Annotated in this window: 2 protein-coding genes; one reads left to right on the top strand and one right to left on the bottom strand. The window is 29.3% G+C overall.

Features of this window, described 5'->3' with window-relative positions; translation table 11 throughout:
- A partial coding sequence (locus ACFVU3_RS40180) for an LOG family protein (RefSeq protein ID WP_390073727.1) occupies positions 1-327 on the top strand: 327 nt, incomplete at its 5' end.
- A 118-nt stretch (positions 328-445) separates the two neighbouring features.
- Here ACFVU3_RS40180 and ACFVU3_RS40175 read toward each other — a convergent pair.
- Positions 446-931 (bottom strand): hypothetical protein, encoded by a 486-nt coding sequence (locus tag ACFVU3_RS40175; RefSeq protein ID WP_002469635.1) that lies wholly within the window; start codon positions 929-931, stop codon positions 446-448.
- Positions 932-1,132: the final 201 nt, after the last annotated feature.

Here is a 1,132-nt window from a genome sequence, read left to right as displayed (position 1 = left end):
GAACTAATAATCGTGGAAAGCATGTCAGAAAGAAAAGAAGTTATTTTAGAAAATGGCGATGTATGTATAGCTCTTCCTGGTGGTCCCGGAACTTTGGAAGAAATATCTGAAGTTGTATCATGGTCAAGAGTTGGACAAAACAATAACCCATGTATCTTTTTCAACACAAATAATTATTATTCTCATATCGAACAATTCTACGATCAAATGGTTTCAAATGAGTTTTTAACTCAAGAAAATAGAGATAAAATACTATTCTCAAACTCGTTCCAAGAAATCGAAGAATTTATAAAAAACTATAAAGCACCAAAAACTAGAACCTATTAATCAAAATTGCTTTATTAACATAAATGCGTGTCCTATTATTTATTTTATTCACTTTAAATAAAAAAAACGTGAAGTAAGCGAACTTGCAACTTACCTCACGTTTTATACCTAAAATGTCTTATTCACTAATAATTTGACATTTATTCACATAGCCATTATAAATATAAAATCTGACATCTTTATTACCAATTTTGTACATATATTCTTCACCCCATGCTGAAGTAGGAGAGTAAGAATTTGGTTGACCATAATTTTGAATTAAAGTATTTTTATTAATAGATTTTCCATCGAGAGAGAAGAAAACACCATTAGCTTTATTCTCAGATACACCATAAAGTGTTTGATCGTATAAATTTATTCGATTGTCACCAGTTGTATTCTTTGATATTTGATAGCCGTTGATAGTAAAATTATCGTATTTCAATGACTCTTTGAAATTTTTGTCTAATATAAATCCACTTTGATACGCAGTATAACCATCATAATTATAATAAGGTTCAATAGACTTTTGTGCCTGTGCTTCCGTTGCATTAAATAGTTCGGGCGTTACAGAGAAACCCAAAACAATACCGCTAGCTAGAATAATTTTAGAAAATTTCTTCATAAAAAACCCTCCTAATTATTTATAATACATCTGTTATTATTACAGATATATTACAAAAAATCATCTGAAGTTATTACTTTATCAACTTCTAATTTTAAAGCACCAATCATTTTTTGTGACAACGGTAGAACCTGTTCTGAACCATACGCTATGCGTATGGTATTCTTTATACAAACAAAAAACAGGGTACTACTTTAAAGC

The sequence above is a fragment of the Streptomyces sp. NPDC058052 genome (genome assembly GCF_042885515.1).
Lineage (GTDB): Bacteria > Actinomycetota > Actinomycetes > Streptomycetales > Streptomycetaceae > Streptomyces.
The sequence above is the reverse complement of the archived record's forward strand: the minus strand, read 5'-3'. Positions and strand labels throughout refer to the sequence as shown.